Raw genomic sequence first — 23,460 nt, forward strand, 5'->3', positions numbered from 1 at the left:
TGATGTGGATGTGCAAAGCGACTTTTTCAAGCCACCCTGATCAATCCATTGCGCGTTGCTCATTAGCATTCGGAAAATGGATTTTTAATTTACAGCTCTAAAGTCAATTTCTCTGGAGGCTGCTCTTGTTTGACTTGCCCATACAAATCCATATGTTCATCGCCCCATGCTTTCAGTGCCATTAAAATCTCACGCAAACTCATGCCTAAAGGGGTCAAACTATATTCCACCTTGGGTGGTACCTGAGGATAGACTTGCCGGTGAATAATGCCATCTTCTTCTAACTCACGCAGTTGATTGGTCAGCATGCGTTGCGTCACATTTGGAATCCGTTTACGAATTTCACTAAAACGTAAAGTATGCTCGGTCAATAAATGCCATAAAATAATACTTTTCCACTTCCCGTCCAAAATACCAATTGCGGCTTCAACCGCACAACCTGGACTGCAATTAAAGCGTGAATGCTTTGCTTTACTCATTTCAATAGTATCCTTTTTTACACTATATGCGAAATTTAACCGTATAGACTGAATTTAAAACTACGCTAAGATTTTAATCATAAACCAATCTGAGATTAAAAATATGAAAGCTGTTGGATATTTACAGGCAGGTGATGCCGAGCAACTACAAGATTTTGAACTCCCAATGCCAACACCGAAAGACAGAGAGGTCTTGGTGGCAGTCAAAGCGGTTTCGGTCAATCCTGTGGATTGTAAAATCCGTACCCGCGTGTCCCCTGAACAAGGACAATACAAAGTACTCGGTTGGGATGCTGCAGGCGAAGTGGTCGACGTGGGTCCAGAAGTGGAACACTTTAAAGTCGGTGATCAGGTCTGGTATGCAGGCGACTTAACCAAAGCAGGTACCAATGCTGAGTTCCATGTGGTGGATGAACGTATTATCAGCCTGAAACCGCAAAATCTATCTTTTGCCGAAGCAGCAGCCTTGCCCCTCACCAGCATTACCGCATGGGAAATGTTGTTTGATCGCTTACAAGTGCAACAGCATGATCATCCTAATGAATCGATTCTGATTATTGGCGGTGCGGGTGGTGTCGGCTCTATGGCGATTCAATTACTGAAAGCCAAAACCCAGCTCAAGGTGATTGCCACTGCTTCTCGTCCTGAAACACAGGCTTGGGTTAAACAATTGGGTGCAGATGTCGTACTGGATCATCGCCAGTCTTTGCTTGAACAAATTCAGGCGCAAGGATTAACCGCACCTCGCTATGTCTTTTCCACCACTCATTCAGGCAGTTATCTGACTCAAATTGCAGAACTGATTGCGCCACAAGGACGGTTTGGTCTGATTGATGACCCTGAACAATTAGATATTAATGTGTTTAAACGGAAATCCATTGCGGTGCACTGGGAATTTATGTTTACCCGTTCCATGTTCCAAACTGCGGATATGTCTGCACAAGCCCATCTGCTGCAACAGGTTGCGCAATTGATTGAAACAGGGAAAATTAAAACCACCTTGAATCAGGTCATGGGCAGTATTAATGCCGCCAATATTCGTCAGGCACACCATGCGATCGAATCTGAACGCACGCAAGGCAAACTGGTACTTGAAGGGTTTTAAACAACAAAAGCCCTCATACTCTGAGTATGAGGGCTTTCAGCAACAGACTGAAATGAGCAGCAAATGAATTATGAGGGTTGCTGTAAAGCCTGACAAAAAGCGGTTTTATCTTTTGGTGAAACCAGTACAAATTTGGCTTTGCCTTCTTTTAGATAGTCGATGCGGAGGCGATCTAAAGACAGTGCAGGTGATGAAACCGAGTTATTGCTTGGGCTCACCTTTTGAATGGCAGATAAAGGAATTTTCCATGTCAAAAACATACAGGTGATGACCAATTGATCTGCTTTTATCCGATATTGTGTGTTCCACACAGGCCACCACAACACCGCAATGGTCAGCAAATAAGTCAATGTATGTACGGGATATTGTGCCACGGTGCCTTTGGCATACATGGTCAATAACAATTGAATCAACAAGCCTGTCATGGCAATGATAAAACCTAAAATCCACCAGTCTTTTTTTGAACGAAATTTTTGCATATTCTCCCCCATTTATCCTTATCTTACACAAAAAACACTCAGCTGTAAGATCAAGCAGCTCTGAATTTCAGACATAAAAAAACGTCCCGTAGGACGTTCTTGTTAAGCACACTTTAGAAAACATAGGGACGTACAAAGATCAGGAAGAAAATACCCAACATCAGGAACCATTTTAAGAAATAGTACAATTGGCGATTGGTTTTCTTCAGCGCTTTGGCTTTTAAACGACCTTGATAAACCGTTCCGAAAACTTTATTTAAACCACCAGTTTTGTCCCCTGTTTCATTCGGAGAACTGGCAGCCGTCATCACATTTTTACCAAACCAGTGGTTAAATTTCTGCATCAATCGGGTCTTTAACGGACGCTCAACATCGGCAAAGAAAATAATACGGTTTTGATCGGTTTTGTTTTCGGCATAGTGAATATAGGTTTCATCAAACACCACACTTTCACCATCGCGCCATGAATAACGTTGCCCATCAACATCAATAAAGCAGCGGTCATCATTCGGTGTAAGTAAACCCAAATGGTAACGCAATGAACCTGCATAAGGGTCACGGTGACGGACCAAACGGCTATCAGGTGCCAATTCGGTAAACATGGCAGCTTTAATGCTTGGCAAAGTTTTTAACAATGCTGTGGTTTTCGGACACAAGTCAGCTGCCGATGGATGCGCCGAGTCATACCATTTTAGGTAAAAACGCTTCCAGCCTGTTTTGAAAAATGAGTTAAATCCAAGATCATCATAACTACTCGATGCCTTGATGCCCCCACGTTCATACAACGCTTTGGCTTCATCTCGAATCATTTCCCAGTTTTCATCCAACACTTTCAAATCTTTAAAATATTGGGTTTCAATATACGGTTGATTTGGCACCTTAGAAAACAGGTACATTAAAAAGTTAATTGGGGCCAATAAGGTTGAATGGTCAAAAAATTGACGGTAAAAAGAATGACGCACTTTACCGCGATTTTGGATATATAACGCTGAAATCACAAAAATCGCCAAGATAATCCACTTAATCATACAGCACTCTTTTCATTGCTTCTGATGACCATGCCTTACAGCATGATCATGGGTCTAGACATTAATTTTGGCGAAATTCTATCAAATCTCTTGGAATTTTTCATGCCATCCAGATCAAGCTAAATCATCTCACGCCGAAATCCCTCCATTTTCATAGAATTTTTCTATACTCATTTCCGTCAGATTTTTTGTCTTTCACCTCATTGGAACTGCAATAAAATCACACCTCGCTACAGACTCAAATCTATCTGTTGTGATCCCCTCACTGGTTCATTCATCCTGTAGTACCTTCATCAGTTTAGCCCACAAAAAAACGCATGAATTAGTGGAAACTTCCAAAATCCAATTGACTTTTCTGACACAACTTGCATAGTGATGACTGGTTGTTTTTAATATTCAAAAAGTCCAAACAATCACGCAAGTCGTATAATTTTTTTATAAAAAACAGAAGCATCTAAATTGACGCAAATGGACCGCTTTCCCTACTCAATAATCTTTCATAGAAATGAAAATAAAATTGATGACCATTGCGTCACTGCTTGATACAACTTGTTTTGTTCTTTTTGGATATAGTTATCGTAAGATTAGCGAAGCATTCATGTGCGCAGAACAAGCGAACACGCTTCAAAACATCAACTTAGAAGTCCTCCAAAATAAAGGAGATCAGGCATGATCCACGCTGGCAATGCCATTACCGTCCAAATGCTTTCGGACGGAATTGCAGAATTCCGCTTTGACTTACAAGGTGAGTCGGTCAACAAATTTAACCGTGCAACGATTGAAGATTTTAAAGCTGCGATTGCTGCGGTAAAAGCAAATAGCGAAGTAAAAGGCTTAGTCGTTACTTCAGCGAAGTCTACTTTCATCGTTGGCGCAGACATCACAGAATTTGGTGAAAACTTCGCACAAGGTGAAAAAGCGATTATCGACTGGGCAATGCCAGTTCATGACATCTTCAACAGCTTTGAAGATTTAGATATTCCTAAAGTTGCTGCAATCAATGGTATGGCATTGGGCGGTGGTTTTGAAATGTGCTTGGTGTGTGACTACCGTGTCATGTCTGAACAAGCGCAAGTCGGCTTACCAGAAATCAAGCTCGGGATCTTCCCTGGTTTCGGTGGTACAGTTCGTTTAAGCCGCGTGATTGGTATCGACAACGCAGTTGAATGGATGGCAATGGCTGCACCGAAAAAACCTGCTGCTGCACTGAAAGATGGTGCAGTAGATGCGGTGGTTGCGGCTGATAAGCTTCAAGACGCGGCAATTGACTTGGTGAAACAAGCGCTTGCTGGTCGCGTAGACTGGAAAGCAAAACGTCAAGAAAAACTTGACCCAGTGAAGTTGAACCAACTTGAACAAATGATGGCGTTCAACACGGCGAAAGGTGCGGTTCTTGCAAAAGCAAACCCTGCACAATACCCAGCGCCAAAATTGATGTTGGATTCATTACAAGCAGGTGCAAGCCTTCCACGTAATGACGCATTAAAAGCAGAAGCTGAAGGCTTTGCCAAAGCAGCTGTTACACCACAAGCGGGTGCATTGATTGGTTTATTCATCAATGACCAAGTGGTGAAGAAAACTTCGAAAAAATATGAAAAAGGTGCTCACCCAGTGAACCAAGCGGCTGTATTAGGCGCGGGTATCATGGGTGGTGGTATTGCTTACCAAGCGGCAAGCAAAGGCACACCAATCATCATGAAAGACATTGGTAATCCACAACTTGCTTTGGGTATGAAAGAAGCCAATGGCTTACTGACCAAACAAGTTGAACGTAAGAAGATGAAGCCTGCTCAAATGGGTGAAACGCTTGCGCGCATCCGTCCAACTTTAAGCTATGACGAGTTTAAAGAAGTGGACATCGTGATTGAAGCGGTTACTGAGAACCCTAAAGTGAAGGGTATCGTACTGGCGGAAACTGAGAAAAATGTTCGTGAAAACACGATCATTGCATCAAACACCTCTACGATTTCAATCACTCGTTTGGCTGAAAGCTTACAACGTCCAGAAAACTTCGTAGGTATGCACTTCTTTAACCCAGTTCACATGATGCCATTGGTAGAAGTGATTCGTGGTGAGAAGACTTCTGATGAAGCAATTGCGACGACTGTGGTACTTGCTCAGAAAATGGGTAAAACGCCAATCGTTGTGAACGACTGCCCAGGTTTCTTGGTAAACCGCGTATTGTTCCCTTACTTTGGTGCATTTGACCTTCTTCTGAAAGACGGTGCAGACTTCCAGCAAGTTGACAAAGTGATGGAAAAATTCGGCTGGCCTATGGGTCCTGCTTACCTTATCGACGTGGTAGGTATCGACACAGGTGTTCACGGTGCAGAAGTGATGGCGGAAGGTTTCCCTGACCGTATGAAGCCAGATTTCAAAGGCGCGACTTTAACCATGTACGAAAACAAACGTCTTGGTCAAAAGAACGATGTTGGTTTCTATAAGTACGAACTCGACAAGAAAGGCAAGAAAGCAAAAACTGTTGATCCAGTGGCTTATGAACTTGTGGCATCTGTTGCAACTGCTGAAAAGCACGAATTCGATGCACAAGAAATCATTGACCGCATGATGCTTGCGTTCTGTAACGAAACTGTTCGTTGCTTGGAAGACAACATTGTTGCAACTGCTTCTGAAGCTGATATGGCGATGATTATGGGTGTAGGCTTCCCTCCATTCCGTGGTGGTCCGTGCCGTTACATCGACCAAACAGGTGTTGCTGAATACGTTGCGCTTTGTGACAAATATGCACACTTAGGTAAGGCTTATGAAGCGCCACAAATGTTGCGTGACATGGCTGCTAACAACAAAAAATTCTACGGTTAAGGAGCAACGTGAATGGCTACTTTAAATCCACGTGACGTTGTCATCGTTGATGGCGTACGTTCAGCAATGGGTAAAACCAAAAACGGTATGTTCCGCAATGTACGTGCTGACAGCTTATCTGCTGAATTGGTTCGTGCACTCGTTGCTCGTAACCAGTTTGATGTTAACGAAGTTGAAGACCTCATTTGGGGCTGTGTGAACCAAACTTTAGAGCAAGGTATGAACATTGCTCGTAACATTGGTTTATTGGCAGACCTTCCAAAAACTGTTGCAGGTCAAACTGTAAACCGTCTTTGTGGTTCTTCTATGCAAGCGCTTCATACTGCTGCTGCACAGATCGCAACGAATCAAGGTGACATCTTCATCATTGGTGGTGTTGAGCACATGGGTCACGTGGGTATGATGCACGGCATCGACCTGAACCCAGAAGCGTCTAAACACTATGCAAAAGCATCGAACATGATGGGCTTAACTGCTGAAATGTTAGGTCGTATGAACAACATTACGCGTGAAGAACAAGATGCGTTTGGTGTTGAATCTCACCGTCGTGCTTGGGCTGCAACGCAAGAAGGTCGTTTCAAAAACGAAATCGTAGGGGTTGAAGGTCATGATGCGAATGGCTTTAAAATCCTGTGCGACATCGACGAAGTAATTCGTCCAGATGCGAACCTTGAAGCGTTCAAAGCATTACGTCCTGTGTTCGACCCTAAAGGTGGTTCGGTTACTGCGGCAACGTCTTCTGCTCTTTCTGATGGTGCATCTGCAATGTTGTTGATGTCTGCTGAACGTGCTCAAGCTTTAGGTCTTAAGCCACGCGCTGTGATTCGCTCTATGGCGGTTGCAGGTTGTGATGCAGCGATCATGGGTTACGGTCCTGTTCCTGCAACACAAAAAGCGCTTAAACGTGCTGGTTTAACTATGGCGGATATTCAAACCATCGAGTTAAACGAAGCGTTTGCTGCTCAAGGCTTATCAGTGATGAAAGGCTTAGGCGTGTATGACAAGCAAGACATGATTAACTTGAATGGTGGTGCGATTGCGTTGGGTCACCCATTGGGTTGCTCTGGTGCGCGTATCACAACAACCTTGTTGAACGTAATGGAACAGCAAGATACACAAATCGGTCTTGCGACGATGTGTATCGGTCTTGGTCAAGGTATCGCGACAATTATCGAACGTGTTTAATGTTTAATTAAATACTAAGATAAAAAGAAACCCCGCTTATTGCGGGGTTTTCTTTTTATTTTAAAAATTATTCCCAATTTGGGAATAATAAGTTAAAGTATTCCCAAATTGGGAATTTTTATTTTAAGAGCTTTATGAGAATACTGGGGAAAGCAAATAGAAGCCATTTATCCGAGATAGCACTCAAGTGGATTTCTATTTTTGAAAATGAAGTTTTACAGGCTTCATGGCGCAGACCAGAAGATATTTTCAAAATGTATCCTCGTATGGAGCATGTCCAAGATAAGCTTTACAGAATCTCGATCTTAGATACGAATCTATATTTGATTCTTAAAATATGTCTTTCCAATGAAATTATTGTTATTAAAGAAGTTAAGAGTTCAGATTAATGTCTACTGAGATGAAGGTCATCCGTACAGAAGAGCAATACAGAGCTTACTTAGAGCAGGTTGAAGCTTTAATGGATGTAGATACATCTAAAGATCAAGCTGCCAAAGATCGCTTAGACTTACTATGTTTACTCGTTCAAGATTATGAAACCAGACACTTTCAATTAGATATCCCTGATCCGATTGATGCGATCCTTTTTCGTATGAAGGAATTAAATCTTAAACAAGCTGAATTAGCCCCCTATTTTGGTACAACTAGTCGTGTTTCAGAAGTTTTAAATGGAAAACGAAAACTCACAGTGGAAATGATAAGGGCTATTTCAATAGGTTTAAATATACCTGTTGAAACATTAATAGCTCCTTCTCAAGCAGGAAGTTCTTCTGATTCTGAAATTGATTGGAAGAAATTTCCAATTAAAGAGATGGAAAATAGAGGATGGATTAAAATTCCGAGTAAGGAAAAAATTGCAGAAACACTCAGTGCATATTTAGCTAGCAGTGGTTTGAACTTTGCCTCAACCTCATATAAACGCACTCTTAATGGTGAAGCATATTCACCCAATACAAAGTTTGCATTACATGCTTGGCTTTCTAGAGTCGTTCAAAAAAGTAGACATAAAAAAGAAGAGAATTATCCATTTCAGAAGGAACTTATTACTAAAGATTTTTTAAGAGAAATTGCTCAATTAAGCTGGTTAGAAAACGGCCCTGTCTTAGCTATTAAAAAACTTAAAAAAACTGGTATCTCGGTTGTCATCGAACCACATTTAAAAGGCACAAGAGTTGATGGTGCTTGCTTAAAAGATACTGATGGAAAACCTATTATAGCTCTTTCTCTAAGATACGATAGATTAGACAACTTCTGGTTTACCCTACTACATGAATTGGCTCATGTAATGAAGCATTTAGATTATAACGATACATTTGTCGATGATCTTGAGCATAATTCTACTGATCAGAAAGAAGCTGAAGCAAATCGACTAGCTAGAGAAGCCTTCATTCCTAGAGGTATATGGAAAACTAGTGATGCTTTCTTAAATCCAAAGCGAGAAAATATTTACGCTTTGGCAAATGAACTAAGAATTCATCCTGCAATTATTGCAGGGCGTCTAAGAAGTGAACTAAATGATTACACAATCTTTAATGATCTTTTAGGACAAAATGAAGTGAAAAAAATTTTTACTGCGGAATTAACTCATATGGAGTAACTTAAATGAATCCCCTACATACATATTTTCCAATTTTTCCAGCTAAACGTGGTGAATTCAATGCATTGTCGCATCTTCAAGTTGAAGATTTGAAACATGTAATGCCAATTTTTGAAATTCCTGTAGGGGATTGGGACAAAACTTCGAAAGAACTATTTATTGATAAAAAAATTAAAGCTTTAACGAACTTAGTTAAAAAAACTAAAATTTCTACATTAGCTATAGATACTTATTATTACAGCATAACTGATCAAATTTTAGAAAATGGCAGACATGTTTATGAATATGCATATCAATCTTTAAAGCAACAAAAAATTAATTTAATACCTGTAATTGGGTATGATCGTTGGTTCAATAGCATTGATTCTACCTACCGAACCACGATCTCAAAAATGGAGTTTAATAATGCTCCTTATTTCATTATTCGCTTAGATGGTGAAGCTTTAGATGATTGTGACGAACCTGATTATTTCTTAGAACAAATTGAACATATCTTTCATGGTTTAAAAACAAATGCTGAAAATTGCTTACTACTTGTGGACTTAAAAAGTGTCGTTAAAAAATCACTTCCAGATTTAATCAGTATGACTGAAAAAATCACTGAGGTTCTTAGTAGCTTAAATCCTCTTTCTATCGTTATTAGCGGCTCAAGTATTCCTGAAACAATTGATAAAGCGGTAGATGAACCTGATAGTTGCGGTCTCTGGTTAAGAAAAGAATCTCTAATTTGGCAAAATTTAATAACAGTATTTCCTAAAATTTCTTTTAAATACAGTGATTATGGAGTTAAAGCACCTAGCGGAAAAGAAAGTGTTCCTGCTGGTGATAATGCAAATGGTAAAATCCGCTATACCACAGAGAATCACTACTATATTGCGAGAGGACATAAAATTGGAATTGATCATAACTTCTCACAAATGCACAGCTTAGCAACGAAAATAGTTAGTTCTTCATATTTTGAAGATGATCCATCTAGTTGGGCTGATAATGAGATCAAAAAAGCAAGTAACCGAGAACGCACTTCAGGAAATCATGAAACTTGGATAACAATTGATACAAATCGTCATATTCAACATGTTCTTGAAGAAATTAATCACAAAATATTTGTATAGCAGCCATTTAAATTAAGAATGAGATGTAGAAACATGTCTCATTCTTTTTTAACTCAATGAGCTTCATTAATCCTACACTCTCTGTCCCAATAACGTCGAAAAATGCGGCTTAATCCAATTGCTGTTCATCGACCCGATGTAAACGACCTACATTTTCATTGTATTTCACAACGTTCCAGCCCTCATACAAAGCATTTAATTCCCCAGTTTTAAATGCAAAAGGGAAGTCAGGCTATACAGGAATATCATAGATATCCATCACATATAAAATCAACTTTAAAGTATTACTATCCGTTTCTTGTTGCATCTATTTATTCAATTGAAGAAAAAAGCTTTTACAATCATTTGAATCTTTTAATGATAGGCTTAAGAACAATAAAAAATCTGCTTTATAAATTCTTAATGATTCGGAGTGACGGATGTTTTCATCACCAGTTAAAACCCTCATTGGTGTAGGCATAATCGCTACACTTTTCACAGGCTGTGCTACCAAAACCCTCATCACCAAAGACAATAAAACTTACACCCGTTCTAACAAAGTCACCTTAGTGGAAGATCAAGTGGTCGCGTTCGGTAAACCCTCCCAAGCACTCACCACTCTACCTGCCAACAGCTTGGTCATTGCAGGGCAAAAGAATAGCTACATATTGACCCAAGGCAGTGCTCAGTTCGTCACGCTCATCACCAAACTCGAACCGAAAAATATTCAAATGACCAAAACACTCGATTTCTATTCAGAAAAAAATGATGGTCATTTCACAGGTACACTACCGCTGTCTTATATCAAACTCAAAGAAGACATCAGTAAAAAAGACCTCGAATTCTTTATCGAAAATGGCGCAAAAGAATGTTCGACTGTCAGTGATGAACGTATGCTGGCACAGCGTTTCTGTTTCGATATTCCCTTAGCAGGTGTGGTTTACCCTGCTGCAAATAATCTGAACAGCTTAAAACCACTGAGCAAGCCGTATCAGGTCAGTATTTATAGCTATCAGGAAGAAAGCTATCAGTCCAAATCCAGCCTGAATCCTTTTGAAAAACTGGTTCTGCTGCCCTTTGCTGTTGCCATTGATGTGATTAGCCTGCCGTTTCAGGCTGCCGAAAAAATCTTTGATTAATCTCAAGCGATGAAGTCCATACAGCGAAGTATGGACTTCTTTTTAGCAATGAACATCAAGCCGCCAATAATGCCTTTGCTGCTGCGCGATGCTTGAATTTCAATTCCTCTAAATCCAGTCCCTGAATCTGTCCTGCTTTGACTTGCCACTGCCCTGCCACCATCACATGTTCCGCTTTGTCGGCACCACATAACAGTAAAGCGGCAATCGGGTCATGACTGCCTGAAAACTTCAAATCATCCAGTTTATAGCACGCCAAATCTGCCTGAAAGTTGGGTGCCAACTGTCCTAATTCCTGACCACGTCCCAATAATTGTGCAGAGCCTTGCGTCCCCCAACTGAGTGCCAATTCTGGGGTAATCTGCTCCGCCCCATATTTCAAACGCTGTAAATACAAGGCTTGGCGGGCCTCTAAAATTAAGTTCGAAGCATCACCTGATGCAGAACCATCAACGCCCAAACCAATTTTTGCACCTGCTTGCATTAAATCCAGCGTAGGGCAAATACCCGAAGCCAAACGCATATTCGAATGTGGGCAATGGCAGATGCCGACTCCCGCCTGTCCCAAGCGTTGAATTTCATCGGCATTGAAATGGATGCCGTGCGCTAACCACGTGCGTGCATTTAACCAACCCACACTTTCCAGATAATCCACAGTACGCATGCCGAATTTTTCTAAGCAGAAGGCTTCTTCATCGAGGGTTTCTGCCAAATGGGTATGCAATCGCACATCCAACTGTTCTGCAAGTTGCGCACTTTCACGCATAATTTCAGGTGTGACCGAAAAAGGCGAACACGGTGCAAGTGCAATATTGACCATCGCCTCTGCACCGCGTTGATGATAACGCTGCACCAGACGTTCGCTGTCTTGCAGAATAGTGTCCATGGCTTGTACGGTATGTTGTGGAGGTAAACCACCCTGTTCCTGTCCCAAGCTCATCGAGCCACGCGTCAGCATCACGCGCATCCCCAATTGCTGTGCTGCCTGTACTTGAATATCAATGGCATCGGTGAGTTGCTGCGGGAATAAATAATGATGATCGGCGGCAAAGGTACAGCCCGAAAGCAGCAATTCGGCTAACGCCACTTGGGTCGCCAAATGCAGTTGTTCAGGATTTAGTTTTGCCCAGACAGGATATAAGTTCACTAACCAAGGAAATAAAGGCACATTGACCACAGGTGCCCAAGCACGAGTTAAGGTTTGGTAAAAATGATGATGGCTGTTGATCAAGCCTGGAATAATCACCAAATCCTTGGCATCAAAAACTTCATCACACGGCAGACTTGGCAGCTGGTCTTTGCCGAGCAGCTCGACAATTTTTTGATCCTGAATCACGAGACCATTTCGAGCATCCAGTTGATTGCCCGTAAAAATTGCCAGCGGTTGTTTAATCCAAATTCTTTTATGTGTGAGCGTTGTCATGCAAAGTTTGATTTCATCCATAAGGGAAACTCAAACAAGCAAAAAACAGACCATCCAGTCAAAACTAGAGGCTTTCACCTAGTGCAACAGCTCTTCCATCAACCACGCCATGTATTTCTCTTTGTCCATAAACTCAGGGGCATTGCCTGTATCTAGACTGAAATACTGACGATTAAACTCAATCACAATTTGTTCGGTATGGTGCCAGTCTTCAATCAAGCGAAAATACTGGCTAAAGAAGAAACGGTTTTTGCCCCAATTACTTAAACTTTCCAGTTTGGGATAGGCTTTATTTTCTAAAAACTCTGCATACACCTGTTGAATATCATCAAAGACCTGAATGGTTTTCATTGCTGTACCTGCTTTAAATCTGATGCGTGAATGTGTTCAACAGCTTCAATTTAACGCAGTTATCTTTAAGTTGCATGACAGTATCAGCTACCGCTTAATCATGCTTTTGTTGCAGTGCTTGCTTATTTTGCTGCTGAATCTGCTGCATCTGGGTATTCAGTTTCACAACTTCTTGATACAGCGTATTAAATTGTTTTAATGCAGCATCGTCATAAAACATAAAAGTGTTGTTTTTACTTTGCCAACGGTTATTTTTCAAGACCAGAAAAATCTGATCCGCTTTTTCCAGTACCTGTTTTTCAATTTCAAATAAAGCCAGTGCTTCATTCTGTTTTACACTTTCGCGCAAATTCTCTACCAGTTGCTGGCGATAACGCGATTGAATCGGTAATTGTTTCGCCTGTTCCAAGGCATTCTGCTGCGCTTGCTCAATTTTGACTTGATATTCGGTCGCCAAGGCATGCGCCTGCTGTAACATCATGTCGGTTTCTTGATAATTCTGCTTTTTATCTTTGCTTAATCGTTCAATATTTAAAAACTCATCCCAGTGAATCGCTTTTAATTCGCGTAAGTAGGCATTGCGCGCTTCCGCACTTTGAATCATTTGGCTCAAGACAAAATTCGCCATAACCTCATAATCACCTTGTAAGCGCGAGTCAGTCACATCCACATCAATGGGGGTGTTCCAGTCCTTGGCTTGCGCATAAATCAGGTCGGTTTTTTCATATAAAACCTTTTGATATTGCTCAAGTTGTTTTGATTCTTGTTGTTGCACATGGTATTGATAAAATAATCCACCAAATACGGCAGCCGTTGCCAAACCTAAAATCAGAAAGATACGTGGCATAGTTCGCTCCGACACCCTTTGGCTCTATCATAGCCTGAATAAGACAGCACCTGCTGGTTTTTTATACAAAATCAACTTTATCTAGCTGAATGCCACACCTTGCCCTGCAATTTTGGATTGAGCATGAAGGATTAAGCGAATTTATGTGAATTCCCTTTAAAATTTTGCTGATCGCCCCCATGTTTATTTTCAATTGAAAATTAGAGATTATTCATGCGCGTTGATATCTGGTCTGATGTAGTTTGTCCTTTTTGCTATATTGGAAAAAAACGTTTAGAAGCTGCTGCTGAACAAGCAGGTGTCGAACTTGAAGTGCATTGGCACAGTTTTGAACTTGACCCAGAAGCACCTCTACGCCAAGAGATTTCAAACTCAGAACGCCTGGCGCAAAAATATGGTCGTACCCTTGCGGAAGTCGAAGAAATGCAACGTAATATTGCTGCTATGGCGAAGGAAGAAGGTATTGAGTTTAATTGGGAAAATGCCAATTCAGGCAATACCTTCAATGCACACCGTATTATTCATATGGCACAAAGCAAAGGCTTAGGCTCAGAAGCCAAAGAAGCGTTCTTTTACAGCTATATGACGCAAGGTTTGGCGATTGGCGAACGTGAAACCCTAGAAGATGTTGCAGCACGTATTGGACTCAATCCTGTGGAAGTTGAGGATGTGCTGAATTCGGATGAATACGCTGACTTTGTAAAATTTGATCAGGAAGTTGCGCGTGATCAACTCAAAGTTACCGGTGTCCCATTTTTTGTATTTGACCAAAGAGTTGCATTAGCGGGGGCTCAACCACGCGAAGTCTTCTTACAAGTACTGGACAAAGCCCTTGAAACAGCAGCCGCAGCCGCAGCAGATCAATGTGATGTCGATGGTCAATGTGACTCAGCTTCTGAACAAACAAAATAAGCTTCAATGACCTGATGCGTGATTCAAAAAATCTCCTGTTTTAAAACGCAGGAGATTTTTTTCGCCTATCGTCTTGTAATCCTGATTTAAAGAATGTTGGCAACCTAATCTCTACCAAACATACATTCCGCTTAATGAACATCACCGTTCAATTGCATAAGCCCTATGCGGATAGCACAGGAAACAAACACGGCTTACATTCTGCTCAGCTAGGCTAAAACCTCATTCTAGTTACCGCTCGTTAACATGAGGTCGATATGAATATGCAACAAAATCCAGAACAAACTGCTGTATCCGAAACTACAACCGATTTAAGCCGAGCACGATCACAGAACAAATCCCGAAAATCCAGAATCTCACCCGTCTTAACAGGTGCAATTATGGGCGCCATCGCAGGACGTTTTATGCCTAAACTCAGCCCATTTTCAGGTGCTGTGCTGGGCATGATCAGCAGCAAAATGTATCAAAAGCATTACACTCAGCCCCGTTAAGCTGTTTATTTTTCAACATTTTTCCTGATTCTCCAGATTGCCTTAAATGCTAAGGCAATCTTAGAGTAAAAACTCTATAATATTGATTTATAACAATAAATTAACTGACCAGTCATCTTTTTTAGACCTGCTAGCTCTCCCAAACTGATTGTTTTTTGATAGCATAGCTTGGTTTTTATTTCTCCTTATCCATTTTGGATAATCTCTCCTCAAGGTGATTTTTATGTCAATCATGAAATCTATTCTGACTATTGCTGCATTTACAATTTCTGCTCAAGTTTCTGCGCAAGTAGTATTCGTACCAAACTTCCCTGTGCAGCAAGAGACGAAAGCACAAACTTCTACAGCAACGCCAACTGATCATACAGCGCAAGAGACTTCTGCTCCTGCAAAAAATGCGGCATAAAACTTTTCGTTTTAAATGCTGAACCCAATAGCCCCAATGGGGCTATTTTTTATTCCAGCTTTACAAGGACTGTATGAGCTAGTCAACGCGCTCTCGCATTCATCATTACAATGTTTAGTTCGGCTTAACGGTATTAAAAAAGAATTGTTACGAATATTTTTCATCAAAAATTTTAAATAAATGTCATATTCAATTAAAAATGCGTCAAATATGACAAAATTTTTCATGCTTTTTTCCTTTAAATCCATATAATCAAATGATCTAGGAGCATAGATTAAAGAGTTTGATTTCATGCAGATGCAAGATATTCAGGATCTGATTCAAGGACAACTTCCCCCACACGCCATCAATTTAGATGAATTGATTGCCATGGCAGAACGTTATCCGCAACATACCTCAACGGAATATAAATTATTAGAAATAGCAGCCAATATTGTTTTGGCCAGTTATTTAGACAAGGCACAACAGCATCTATAAAGTAAGACTATGAATGTTTTAGAAAAAGCTCAATTAGCCAAGGAATTACAAAGTCTTATTTATGGCTTAGATCAACGTGCATTATCTTTTTTTGAGATTGCTAAATCTAAAAGTCGTCTAAAAGAAATCTTTTTAAGTTGTGATGAACCTATTTTTAAAAAACAGATTTTAAATTTCAAATGTCAGATGCAGCCTGAGTTAACCGCTCATGAGTTTGCAAATCAATCGATGTATGCCAAGTCTTTTCGAGGCGTTTTCCTGACCGATCATGAGTTAGAACGCACGCTGGAACAACATTCTGAAATGGGCTGGGCCATTTTATATCAAGCAGATTTAGGCTATCAGATCTGGTATATTCCTGCCCCTCGTCGTGCGGCGCTCATTAGCGATTGGGATGGACTCGAACAAAATTATGAATGGATGTTAGAGCAACAGGAAATTTACCATGGACTTAAAACTGATGCTGAACTGAGTGTAGAAGCTGTAGAAAATACAAAAAGTTTTAAAATGAGTAAAAAGCGGATAGCGAATAGTACACCGCAACACCGCATTTCCGAGTTTTCAAACGCTGTTCTGTCTGAACAAACCCAGCAAACTCCTTTTTCGCCAGACTCCGCAGGGAAGACTCAATTATTGCCACAGACTGAGCATTCTCACCGTCTACAGCATCAATCAAAACCAGCGGTCACATCTGCAGACATTCGTAGCTTATTAAATACCACGGATCCAAAACAAATCCTGCCACAAGTGGTCGAACTTGGACAATGGAAATGTCGTTTAACCGCATTACAGTTTCCGCAGGCGCAAGAATATAAACTTTGCTGTTTAACCGTGGAAAATGTGCCTGAATTAATGCCACTATTGGAATTGATGATTTCCGCCTCTGCTTTAGAACAATATGTCAATCAACCTGTATATTTGGCTGAACAAGTCAATGCACAGGGTCGCTTTGTTAAATATCTTGCCATTCTAGGTGCCGAAGATCAGTTACATGCCATTCGCTTAGGCAACGTTGTTAGCCAGCATTATGCCTATGAAATTTCAGCATTAAAGCTACTGCCGAATGAACAAAAACTGAAACAGTGCAAGACCACTGAACAGTTGTTTGAGTTATATCATGAGCAGGCACAATTGGTCTGGAACACAGAAAATTATCATCCGTTTATTCCTGCGAAATGCGTGCAAAAGCAAAAATTTATTGCCTTTGATGAATCACCAGCAAATTATGCGACGCCTTTAATACTCCTGAAAGAACGCCAGAAAATTCGAATCATTCATGGTCATGCGCGACTACAGTTATCGCATGAAGATATTGCCTACCCGTTTATTCTGCTGGATCGAAATCAAGGGGTTTCATGGCAATTGATTCAAAGCATTATTCAGACGCTGCCACAGCCCATTTCAGCATCAAAATTGCATGATGCGATTGAAAAGCACATCAGCAGTTAATTTATTTTATTTTGTAGCAAAAGCTTGATTTTCATCCCTAAAATTCACCAAACTTGTGAAGTAAATTTAGAATAAAAGATCATGATAATGCCTACAATCAGAACAACTTTTACCCAGCCACTTGTTTTGATGGTTGCCTTGGGGATGGGGCAAACCTCAAGCTGGGCAAATACAAGTGAAGTACAAGAAGCCACCCCAGCTTCACCTCCTTATACCATCGAACAGGCACCGCCTCCTGAGGAGAGCTTGTTCTATACCATTCCTCGTTGGATTGATTCCACACCTACCGTGCTGCCTGAACAGTCAGATGAACAAATCGTGCCATCGACTGTTGCCACGGAAAACCAAACTTGGATTGACCGTAAGCAAAAGCAAATTCGTAATTGGGCGGATGATACTTCGCAGAACATCGATGGCTGGTTTGGGAATGATAATACCGACACGCCTGCATCTGCTACCTTAAGGGTATTAATTGATAACCGCTGGAATAAATACGATGAATACGACATTAAACCGCGTATTCGCGGGAAAATCAGTTTACCCAATTTAGAAAAGAGACTCAGTCTGGTCTTCGGGGATGACTCTCTGGATAACGAATTACCGAATAATGTCGCCATTACCAATGAAAATCCGCCTAGCCCAGACAATGACAAAGCCTATGACCGTCGTCAAAACCGTGATGCCAATAGCTCCTTTGCCCTTCGTTGGTCAGATATTTCCAAACGCTTACCCTTTGAAACTGACTTTGATATCGGTCTACGTTCAGGCGATGACATTTACATGCGTTTGAAAGCAGAAAAAGATTGGACGCTAGAGAATGACTTCTTCTTTCACGCAGAACAAATTTACCGTTACGGTATCGATAGCGAGAACTATCTAAGAACCAACTTGGAATTGACGCATGCACGTCCCGATGAAGCCTTTTTAAGTGACCAATTCAGCCTCACCTATGCCGATGTGCAAAAAGATGATTTCATTTGGGATAACTATGCCTTCCGCCAACATCAATTCTTTCAAGGTAATCAATTTAACTATGGACTCTATACAGGTGGCTATCTAGATAATTCAGATTTACGTCTAAACAGCTGGGGACCTTTTGTCTCTTGGCGTCAACCTCTGTGGCGTGAATGGTTCTATGTGCAAACCGATCTCAATTACTACAACGATCACCGTGCTGACCGAGATCACTATTTCAGTACACTGATCCGTTTAGAAGCACTGTTTTAAGTGCGCTTGTGGATAACTTCGCATTTATCCACACCAGTAGTCATCCAATAAAAAAGGCAACCTCGAACAGGTTGCCTTTATGCATCAGTTCTAGTCTTATTTAAGCAGTAACTGATTAATACGCTTCACATATTCAGCAGGATTTTCTGGTAACCCACCTTCTGCAATCACGGCCTGATCAAAAATCACATTGGCAAGATCTTCAAAATGGTTGCTACCATCGAGTTTTTTCACCAAAGGATGCTCTGGGTTAATTTCCAGAATTGGCTTACTTTCAGGTACCGCTTGACCTGCTTGTTTCAACATACGAATCAATTGTGGAGAAAGCTCGCCTTCACTGGTCACCAAACATGCAGGTGAGTCCACCAAACGTGTGGTCACGCGAACTTCTTTGGTTTTGGCTTTTAAGGCATCGGATAATTTATCCACCACAGGTTTAAATTGCTCTGCGGCAGCCTCAAGTGCTTTCTTCTCTTCAGCATCTTGCAAGTCGCCTAAATCGACTGCGCCTTTAGATACATTTTGCATTGGCGTACCATCGAAGTCCTGAACAAAATTCATTGCCCATTCATCTACACGGTCAGCCATCAATAACACTTCAATGCCTTTTTTCTTGAACAGCTCTAATTGTGGCGAGTTCTTCGCAGCATTCAAACTGTCCGCAGTCACGTAATAAATGGCTTTCTGCCCTTCTTTCATGCGCGCTTTGTAGTCTGCCAAAGAAGTGCCGATCTCATCATTCGTCGACGTCGCAAAACGTAATAACTTTAAGATACGCTCGCGGTTACCAAAGTCTTCACCCAAACCTTCTTTCAAGACCGAACCAAATTCAGCATAGAAAGTTTTGAATTTCTCTTGATCTTGTGCATCTTCCGACTTCGCCAAACCATCCAGCACCGTTAAAATACGACGCGCATTGCCTTCGCGAATGGTTTTAACATCACGGCTCTCTTGCAACAATTCACGGCTAACATTCAGCGGTAAATCTGCACTATCCACCACACCTTGTACAAAGCGGAGATAGTTTGGAATTAAATTATCCGCATCATCCATAATAAAGACACGCTTCACATACAGCTTGATGCCTGCCTTGGCTTCACGCGTGAAAATGTCATGCGGTGCTTTGCTTGGAATGTACAACAACTGCGTATATTCAGTACTGCCTTCGACACGATTATGTGCCCATGCCAATGGTGCATCAAAATCATGGCTTAAGTTCTTATAGAATTCGATATACTGCTCTTCAGTGACTTCACTTTTGCTGCGGGTCCATAAGGCACTCGCCGAGTTAATCGCTTCCCACTCATCGGTTTTGACCATCTTCCCGCCTTTCGGTGTTTCACCTTCGGCTACTTCTTCTTCCTGCCAAATTTCTTTCTGCATTTCAATTGGCAAGCTGATATGGTCTGAGTATTTATTGATGATTTGCTTAACTTTATAGCTTTCTAAATAGTCCAAAGCATCTTCACGTAAGTGCAGAATAATGTCTGTACCACGGGTTGCCTTTGCAATTTGTTCAACTTCAAAATCACCTGTACCGCCACTAATCCAGCGCACCGCTTCACTCTCAGGCGTACCTGCATGACGTGATTCAACCGTGATCTTATCCGCCACAATAAAGCCCGAATAGAAACCCACCCCAAACTGACCAATTAATTGTGCATCGGCTTTTTGATCCCCTGTGAGCTTCGACATGAAGTCTTTGGTGCCCGACTTGGCAATAGTACCGAGATTATCAATCGCTTCTTGTTGCGTTAGACCAATTCCGTTATCTGAAATGGTCAGGGTTTTGTTTTCTTTATCCAAAATCACGCGGACATGTAAGTTCGGATCATTTTCGTAAAACTCAGGATGATTAATCCCTTCAAAGCGTAATTTATCGCAGGCATCTGAAGCATTCGAAATTAACTCACGCAAAAAGATTTCTGGGTTTGAATAAAGTGAGTGAGTCACCAAATGGAGTAATTGTGCCACTTCAGCCTGAAAGCTATGTTTTTGTGTATTGTGTTCGCTCATACAACCTTCCTCGAATTCATTCACACAGTGTTTTTATCAGATGCTTTATGAATTGGAGTGACTCAATGATTTTTCAATAGCAATCGCGCTTTTTTTCAGCAGTTATCAATTTTTAATAAGGCCCACGTAGATAAATCTGCTGCAAATATAAATCTAGCCGTTGTTGGCGCATGGCATAAACATCACTTAAACAGCCTGAATTGTCGCGACACTGATTGCGTAAACGTAACCATTTCACCTGTTCATCCCGAATCATTGAGCGTGTCCCCATTGGAACCAAACGTTTTAAAATGTGATAGGTCGTTGCCATCTTGACATCTGCATCATTAAGACTAGGCTGAGTACAAATCTGATGTTCGGTCAATGTTTCAGCACGCGAACAGTCAAAACTGGCTGCAAATGAACTTAAAGGGGTTAACCCGACAACAAGTAAAATTATTCTTAAAATTGACATATGCTTTCTAAACTTTATTTTTACCATTCAATTTAAACAAAATCATAAGCTTAAAATGTAATATTTTGCATCTACTTGGTGAGTGATTGTTGTCTTAACCACAGAAAAATCAGGTAGAAAAAAACCCCATCAAATGATGAGGTTTTAGCGCTGTTATTATTATTCTTATTTTTATTGCTTAGAATTTATAGCTATAACCGATGGTGTAAACCATTGGATCAATATCTAAATCAAATTTAATTGGCGTATTTTCTACACGAACTTCTGGGCTAATTTGTGCATAACGTGCATCTACAAATACGCCCCAGTTTTTTGCATCGGCTGGTTGGTAATTAAAACCAATTTGACCAGCAAAACCATAATCGTCTTTGACTTTCACTGATGCACCTGAAAGAGCACCTTTAGTTTCTTCATCCCATACAATGAATGCCATACCACCGACACCAATATAAGGTGTAAAACGGGTTGAATTTTTAAAGTTATATTTAACAGTTAGTGTTGGCGGCAAATGCTTAATTTTAACTGCATTTTCACCCTCAATTGACACATCATGGTTGACTGGAGCAGCCAATAATAATTCAGCAGAAATAGGAGAATCGCCAAAAAAGTACTCTACTGAAGGGGTAAATGCCAATTCACTCTCTGCTTTTACAACACCAACACCAGCAACCGCTGTATCTTGAGTTGGAGCAATTGCAGATGCCCCTACTTTTGCTTGCCAACCACCTGCCATCGCAGATGCAGAAATCCCCATTAAAGCAATAAGAGCAACTTGTTTTAACATATTAAAGCAACCTCTATAATAAAAATCTTAACGCTTAATTAATATTAAACAAGTCTGTTATTAATATGCAACACTTATTAAATAATATAAATACATTTTATTTTTAAATATCTGATTAATATTGTTATTTATTTTAATTTGACCAATATGGTTGGTATTTAAAACCAACCATATTAATCAGATATTTATTATTATATCCAGAGCATATTACTCAAGTTTTTATTATAAATATATTCCAAATACATTTTAAATATATCTATTAATTTATCAAAATAAAATAGATTAAAATACTCAGAATTTAATTAAAGTACCATCGCGGCAATCCAGCCAAACACCAATAATGGAATATTAAAATGTATAAAAGTTGGCACGACGCTATCCCGCATGTGATCGTGTTGACCATCCATATTTAAACCCGAGGTTGGACCTAAAGTAGAATCGGAGGCTGGAGAACCTGCATCACCAAGCGCAGCAGCCGTCCCAATAATGGCAATGGTCGCTGCTGGACTGAAACCAAATTGAATACAGAGCGGTACATAAATAATCGCTAAAATTGGTACGGTAGAGAAAGAAGAACCAATCCCTAAAGTAATCAATAAGCCAATCATCAGCATAAGGAAAGCCGCAAATGCCTTGCTATTACCAATCCACTCTACCGATGCTTCCACCAAAGCAGGAACCTGATTGGTCGCTTCAATGACCGCTGCAAAACCCTGTGCAGCAATCATAATAAAGCCAATTAAAGCCATCATGCGCATACCACTAATGATGACATCATCCGCTTCTTTCCATTTGAAAATGCCCGCACAGCTTAAAATAGCAACCCCAACCAGACCCGCGAGAATCATGGAGTCCGAATACAGCTGTACCGCCAATGTCGCAATCACAGCAAATGCGGCCATCCACAAGGTAAATTGGGCGATTTGCGGTTTACCATCATGGCTTTGATTGACATCCGATGAAATACGGTGAATGGTATTTCCGACTTCTAAATCTTCATAGACACGCGGTTTACGGTAGCTAAAAAATACAGCTGTTAATAAACCCAAGAACATGCCCGATACAGGAATAATCATCGCATGCGGAATTTGCTCATTGGTAATGGAAAAACCATAAGGCTTACCAAAGGTATTGATGTTATGCGCCAAAATGTCATTTAAGAAAATGGCACCAAAACCAACAGGCAAGCACATATAGGTTGCCACCAGACCAAATGTCAGAAGACATGCAACTGCACGACGGTCTAATTTCAAGTGGTTAAATACACTTAACAAAGGTGGAATCAACACAGGAATAAATGCGATATGCACAGGAATTAAGTTCTGCGAAAACACTGCCGCTAAAGCCACAGTAAAAAAGATCACATATTTCACTTTGGTTTGAGCTTTGTGATCTGCTTCATTCTTCACTGTTTTGATGAGTTTATAGGCCAGTAAATCTGGTAAACCCGAACGTGCCAAAGCCAATGCAAATGCACCCAATATGCCATAGGCTAAGGCGATTTTTGCCCCGCCTCCTAACCCATTATTAAAAGCATCTAGCGTCCCTTGCAAGCCTAAACCAGCCAGCAAACCTCCTGTCACTGCACCGGTAATCAATGCAAATACAACAGGAACACGAGCCAAAGACAGTCCGAACATGACTGTAATAGCAGCAATAATTGCGAACATAACAAACAAGTATGAGAAAAAAAGAAG

The 23,460-nt window shown here is 40.8% G+C and carries 23 protein-coding genes; 12 read left to right on the top strand and 11 right to left on the bottom strand.

Annotated features, from left to right (window positions below):
- Positions 1–89: 89 nt before the first annotated feature.
- Complete coding sequence (locus MKI85_RS14895; RefSeq protein WP_241628746.1) at positions 90–479, bottom strand: winged helix-turn-helix transcriptional regulator; 390 nt, start codon at positions 477–479, stop codon at positions 90–92.
- A 103-nt stretch (positions 480–582) separates the two neighbouring features.
- Between MKI85_RS14895 and MKI85_RS14900 the strand changes: the two genes are divergently transcribed.
- A complete protein-coding gene (locus tag MKI85_RS14900; RefSeq protein ID WP_241628747.1) occupies positions 583–1,584 on the top strand; it encodes a zinc-binding alcohol dehydrogenase family protein in 1,002 nt (333 codons plus the stop codon).
- A gap of 68 nt (positions 1,585–1,652) precedes the next feature.
- On the opposite strand, the gene MKI85_RS14905 is transcribed toward MKI85_RS14900, so the two are convergent.
- Positions 1,653–2,063 carry a PH domain-containing protein gene (locus MKI85_RS14905; protein WP_241628749.1) on the bottom strand — a complete coding sequence of 137 codons (411 nt, stop codon included), beginning with the start codon at positions 2,061–2,063 and terminating at the stop codon, positions 1,653–1,655.
- A 113-nt stretch (positions 2,064–2,176) separates the two neighbouring features.
- Positions 2,177–3,091, bottom strand: coding sequence for a lipid A hydroxylase LpxO (lpxO, locus tag MKI85_RS14910; protein ID WP_241628751.1), 915 nt, complete (start codon positions 3,089–3,091; stop codon positions 2,177–2,179).
- 669 nt (positions 3,092–3,760) lie between these two features.
- Here lpxO and fadB point away from each other — a divergent pair.
- The 4 genes from fadB to MKI85_RS14930 all read left to right on the top strand — a co-directional run bounded on the left by fadB (position 3,761) and on the right by MKI85_RS14930 (position 9,808).
- Complete coding sequence (gene fadB, locus MKI85_RS14915; protein WP_241628752.1) at positions 3,761–5,914, top strand: fatty acid oxidation complex subunit alpha FadB; 2,154 nt, start codon at positions 3,761–3,763, stop codon at positions 5,912–5,914.
- 12 nt (positions 5,915–5,926) lie between these two features.
- Positions 5,927–7,099, top strand: a complete 1,173-nt coding sequence (gene fadA / locus MKI85_RS14920) for an acetyl-CoA C-acyltransferase FadA (RefSeq protein ID WP_241628753.1) — start codon at positions 5,927–5,929, stop codon at positions 7,097–7,099.
- Between the two features lie 388 nt (positions 7,100–7,487).
- Positions 7,488–8,696, top strand: a complete 1,209-nt coding sequence (locus tag MKI85_RS14925; RefSeq protein ID WP_241628754.1) for an ImmA/IrrE family metallo-endopeptidase — start codon at positions 7,488–7,490, stop codon at positions 8,694–8,696.
- Between the two features lie 5 nt (positions 8,697–8,701).
- Entirely contained in the window at positions 8,702–9,808 is a 1,107-nt protein-coding gene (locus tag MKI85_RS14930; protein WP_241628755.1) for a beta family protein, read from the top strand.
- Positions 9,809–9,917: 109 nt separating this feature from the next.
- On the opposite strand, the gene MKI85_RS16985 is transcribed toward MKI85_RS14930, so the two are convergent.
- Positions 9,918–9,998, bottom strand: a complete 81-nt coding sequence (locus tag MKI85_RS16985; RefSeq protein WP_413351720.1) for a hypothetical protein — start codon at positions 9,996–9,998, stop codon at positions 9,918–9,920.
- 229 nt (positions 9,999–10,227) lie between these two features.
- On the opposite strand from MKI85_RS16985, the gene MKI85_RS14940 reads away from it, so the two are divergent.
- Positions 10,228–10,926, top strand: a complete 699-nt coding sequence (locus MKI85_RS14940) for a YidX family protein (RefSeq protein ID WP_241628757.1) — start codon at positions 10,228–10,230, stop codon at positions 10,924–10,926.
- A 55-nt stretch (positions 10,927–10,981) separates the two neighbouring features.
- On the opposite strand, the gene MKI85_RS14945 is transcribed toward MKI85_RS14940, so the two are convergent.
- The 3 genes from MKI85_RS14945 to MKI85_RS14955 form a co-directional block, all read right to left on the bottom strand.
- Positions 10,982–12,370, bottom strand: a complete 1,389-nt coding sequence (locus tag MKI85_RS14945) for an 8-oxoguanine deaminase (protein WP_241628758.1) — start codon at positions 12,368–12,370, stop codon at positions 10,982–10,984.
- Positions 12,371–12,427: 57 nt separating this feature from the next.
- Positions 12,428–12,700 (bottom strand): hypothetical protein, encoded by a 273-nt coding sequence (locus MKI85_RS14950; protein ID WP_241628760.1) that lies wholly within the window; start codon positions 12,698–12,700, stop codon positions 12,428–12,430.
- Between the two features lie 94 nt (positions 12,701–12,794).
- Complete coding sequence (locus MKI85_RS14955; RefSeq protein WP_241628762.1) at positions 12,795–13,547, bottom strand: hypothetical protein; 753 nt, start codon at positions 13,545–13,547, stop codon at positions 12,795–12,797.
- A 213-nt stretch (positions 13,548–13,760) separates the two neighbouring features.
- Here MKI85_RS14955 and MKI85_RS14960 point away from each other — a divergent pair, with 213 nt between their 5' ends.
- The 6 genes from MKI85_RS14960 (at position 13,761) to MKI85_RS14985 (ending at position 18,509) form a co-directional block, all read left to right on the top strand.
- Positions 13,761–14,459, top strand: a complete 699-nt coding sequence (locus MKI85_RS14960; RefSeq protein WP_241628764.1) for a DsbA family oxidoreductase — start codon at positions 13,761–13,763, stop codon at positions 14,457–14,459.
- A 257-nt stretch (positions 14,460–14,716) separates the two neighbouring features.
- Positions 14,717–14,950, top strand: coding sequence for a hypothetical protein (locus tag MKI85_RS14965; RefSeq protein ID WP_241628766.1), 234 nt, complete (start codon positions 14,717–14,719; stop codon positions 14,948–14,950).
- Positions 14,951–15,173: 223 nt separating this feature from the next.
- Positions 15,174–15,356, top strand: a complete 183-nt coding sequence (locus MKI85_RS14970) for a hypothetical protein (RefSeq protein WP_241628768.1) — start codon at positions 15,174–15,176, stop codon at positions 15,354–15,356.
- A 291-nt stretch (positions 15,357–15,647) separates the two neighbouring features.
- The gene (locus MKI85_RS14975; protein WP_413351395.1) at positions 15,648–15,833 is read left to right on the top strand and encodes a hypothetical protein; all 186 of its coding nucleotides are present in this window, start codon (positions 15,648–15,650) and stop codon (positions 15,831–15,833) included.
- 9 nt (positions 15,834–15,842) lie between these two features.
- Positions 15,843–17,282, top strand: coding sequence for a hypothetical protein (locus MKI85_RS14980; RefSeq protein ID WP_241628771.1), 1,440 nt, complete (start codon positions 15,843–15,845; stop codon positions 17,280–17,282).
- Positions 17,283–17,369: 87 nt separating this feature from the next.
- Entirely contained in the window at positions 17,370–18,509 is a 1,140-nt protein-coding gene (locus MKI85_RS14985) for a hypothetical protein (RefSeq protein ID WP_241628772.1), read from the top strand.
- Between the two features lie 96 nt (positions 18,510–18,605).
- Here the strand turns inward: MKI85_RS14985 and htpG are convergent, their stop codons facing one another.
- The 4 genes from htpG to MKI85_RS15005 all read right to left on the bottom strand — a co-directional run bounded on the left by htpG (position 18,606) and on the right by MKI85_RS15005 (position 23,433).
- Positions 18,606–20,525: a molecular chaperone HtpG gene (gene htpG, locus MKI85_RS14990; protein WP_241628774.1), complete on the bottom strand. Its 1,920-nt coding sequence runs from the start codon at positions 20,523–20,525 to the stop codon at positions 18,606–18,608.
- Between the two features lie 112 nt (positions 20,526–20,637).
- Positions 20,638–20,979, bottom strand: coding sequence for a lysozyme inhibitor LprI family protein (locus tag MKI85_RS14995; protein WP_241628776.1), 342 nt, complete (start codon positions 20,977–20,979; stop codon positions 20,638–20,640).
- Positions 20,980–21,157: 178 nt separating this feature from the next.
- A complete protein-coding gene (locus MKI85_RS15000) occupies positions 21,158–21,763 on the bottom strand; it encodes an OmpW/AlkL family protein (protein WP_241628778.1) in 606 nt (201 codons plus the stop codon).
- A gap of 302 nt (positions 21,764–22,065) precedes the next feature.
- Positions 22,066–23,433 (bottom strand): Na+/H+ antiporter family protein, encoded by a 1,368-nt coding sequence (locus MKI85_RS15005; protein ID WP_241628780.1) that lies wholly within the window; start codon positions 23,431–23,433, stop codon positions 22,066–22,068.
- Positions 23,434–23,460: the final 27 nt, after the last annotated feature.

Source organism: Acinetobacter zhairuonensis (genome assembly GCF_022601715.1).
GTDB lineage: Bacteria > Pseudomonadota > Gammaproteobacteria > Pseudomonadales > Moraxellaceae > Acinetobacter.

Bases quoted from the DNA above. Each gene is read 5' to 3' on its own strand.
- MKI85_RS14895 (WP_241628746.1), bottom strand. From the start codon at position 479: ATGAGTAAAGCAAAGCATTCACGCTTTAATTGCAGTCCAGGTTGTGCG.
- MKI85_RS14900 (WP_241628747.1), top strand. From the start codon at position 583: ATGAAAGCTGTTGGATATTTACAGGCAGGTGATGCCGAGCAACTACAA.
- MKI85_RS14905 (WP_241628749.1), bottom strand. From the start codon at position 2,063: ATGCAAAAATTTCGTTCAAAAAAAGACTGGTGGATTTTAGGTTTTATC.
- lpxO (WP_241628751.1), bottom strand. From the start codon at position 3,091: ATGATTAAGTGGATTATCTTGGCGATTTTTGTGATTTCAGCGTTATAT.
- fadB (WP_241628752.1), top strand. From the start codon at position 3,761: ATGATCCACGCTGGCAATGCCATTACCGTCCAAATGCTTTCGGACGGA.
- fadA (WP_241628753.1), top strand. From the start codon at position 5,927: ATGGCTACTTTAAATCCACGTGACGTTGTCATCGTTGATGGCGTACGT.
- MKI85_RS14925 (WP_241628754.1), top strand. From the start codon at position 7,488: ATGTCTACTGAGATGAAGGTCATCCGTACAGAAGAGCAATACAGAGCT.
- MKI85_RS14930 (WP_241628755.1), top strand. From the start codon at position 8,702: ATGAATCCCCTACATACATATTTTCCAATTTTTCCAGCTAAACGTGGT.
- MKI85_RS14940 (WP_241628757.1), top strand. From the start codon at position 10,228: ATGTTTTCATCACCAGTTAAAACCCTCATTGGTGTAGGCATAATCGCT.
- MKI85_RS14945 (WP_241628758.1), bottom strand. From the start codon at position 12,370: ATGGATGAAATCAAACTTTGCATGACAACGCTCACACATAAAAGAATT.
- MKI85_RS14950 (WP_241628760.1), bottom strand. From the start codon at position 12,700: ATGAAAACCATTCAGGTCTTTGATGATATTCAACAGGTGTATGCAGAG.
- MKI85_RS14955 (WP_241628762.1), bottom strand. From the start codon at position 13,547: ATGCCACGTATCTTTCTGATTTTAGGTTTGGCAACGGCTGCCGTATTT.
- MKI85_RS14960 (WP_241628764.1), top strand. From the start codon at position 13,761: ATGCGCGTTGATATCTGGTCTGATGTAGTTTGTCCTTTTTGCTATATT.
- MKI85_RS14965 (WP_241628766.1), top strand. From the start codon at position 14,717: ATGAATATGCAACAAAATCCAGAACAAACTGCTGTATCCGAAACTACA.
- MKI85_RS14970 (WP_241628768.1), top strand. From the start codon at position 15,174: ATGTCAATCATGAAATCTATTCTGACTATTGCTGCATTTACAATTTCT.
- MKI85_RS14975 (WP_413351395.1), top strand. From the start codon at position 15,648: ATGCAGATGCAAGATATTCAGGATCTGATTCAAGGACAACTTCCCCCA.
- MKI85_RS14980 (WP_241628771.1), top strand. From the start codon at position 15,843: ATGAATGTTTTAGAAAAAGCTCAATTAGCCAAGGAATTACAAAGTCTT.
- MKI85_RS14985 (WP_241628772.1), top strand. From the start codon at position 17,370: ATGCCTACAATCAGAACAACTTTTACCCAGCCACTTGTTTTGATGGTT.
- htpG (WP_241628774.1), bottom strand. From the start codon at position 20,525: ATGAGCGAACACAATACACAAAAACATAGCTTTCAGGCTGAAGTGGCA.
- MKI85_RS14995 (WP_241628776.1), bottom strand. From the start codon at position 20,979: ATGTCAATTTTAAGAATAATTTTACTTGTTGTCGGGTTAACCCCTTTA.
- MKI85_RS15000 (WP_241628778.1), bottom strand. From the start codon at position 21,763: ATGTTAAAACAAGTTGCTCTTATTGCTTTAATGGGGATTTCTGCATCT.
- MKI85_RS15005 (WP_241628780.1), bottom strand. From the start codon at position 23,433: ATGTTCGCAATTATTGCTGCTATTACAGTCATGTTCGGACTGTCTTTG.